Annotated in this window: 1 protein-coding gene; it reads right to left on the bottom strand. The window is 54.7% G+C overall.

The features are described 5' to 3' along the window. Positions 1 to 45 precede the first annotated feature (45 nt). The coding region (rfbD, locus tag OP495_RS18550) for a dTDP-4-dehydrorhamnose reductase (RefSeq protein ID WP_280571253.1) at positions 46 to 797 on the bottom strand (752 nt) is incomplete at its 5' end.

Genomic DNA, 797 nt, shown 5'->3' with positions numbered 1-797 from the left:
CCATGTAATACTCCTTTGCCTGTTTCCACCCAAATATGAGGCGTATTATTTTCCAAGATATTCCTTGAGCGTTAGCTCAAGCTGAGCTTCCCAAGTTGGCATCGTGATAGAAAGTGCGCTCTCAAGCTTGTCGAGGTTGAGCCGAGAGTTCATAGGCCGTTGGGCGGGCGTCGGGTACTCAGCGGTGGGTATGCTCGCCACGTGGCTTGCCTCAATCTTCAGGCTCTCTCCTAGCGCCTCGGCCTTTTCGAAAATACACTTGGCAAACCCATGCCAGCTCGTCGTTCCTCGCGGGGCGAGATGATAGACACCCGGATTGATATCATGACTTAGCGCCAAGAGGGTCACTTGGGCGATGAGCCGGGCAGGCGTCGGTGCTCCAATTTGATCGGAGACGATATTCAGCGCCTCTTTTTCACGAGCGAGCCGTAGCATCGTTTTCATGAAGTTATTGCCGCGCGCGCTGTATACCCAGCTTGTGCGGAATATCAGATGGCGGATACCCGCCGCTTCGATGGCTTGGTCGCCTTCCAGCTTCGTTTGGCCGTATACGCTTAGAGGACCGGTTGAGCTGTCTTCCTTCCAAGCGGCGTCGCCACTGCCTGGATAAACATAGTCGGATGAGTAATGCACCAAGCATGCATTGTGGTTGATGCAATAGCTCGCCAGTTGTTGCGGTAGCTCGATATTAAGCCGCGCCGCCAACGCCGGCTCACTTTCGGCCTTATCGACCGCCGTATAGGCTGCCGCATTGACGATGATATCGGGCCGGTGTGTAATCAGCCAATTGGGGACAG

The organism is Chromohalobacter sp. 296-RDG (genome assembly GCF_029889885.1).
Classification (GTDB): Bacteria; Pseudomonadota; Gammaproteobacteria; order Pseudomonadales; family Halomonadaceae; genus Chromohalobacter.
This window is presented reverse-complemented; position numbering and strand designations above follow the sequence as displayed.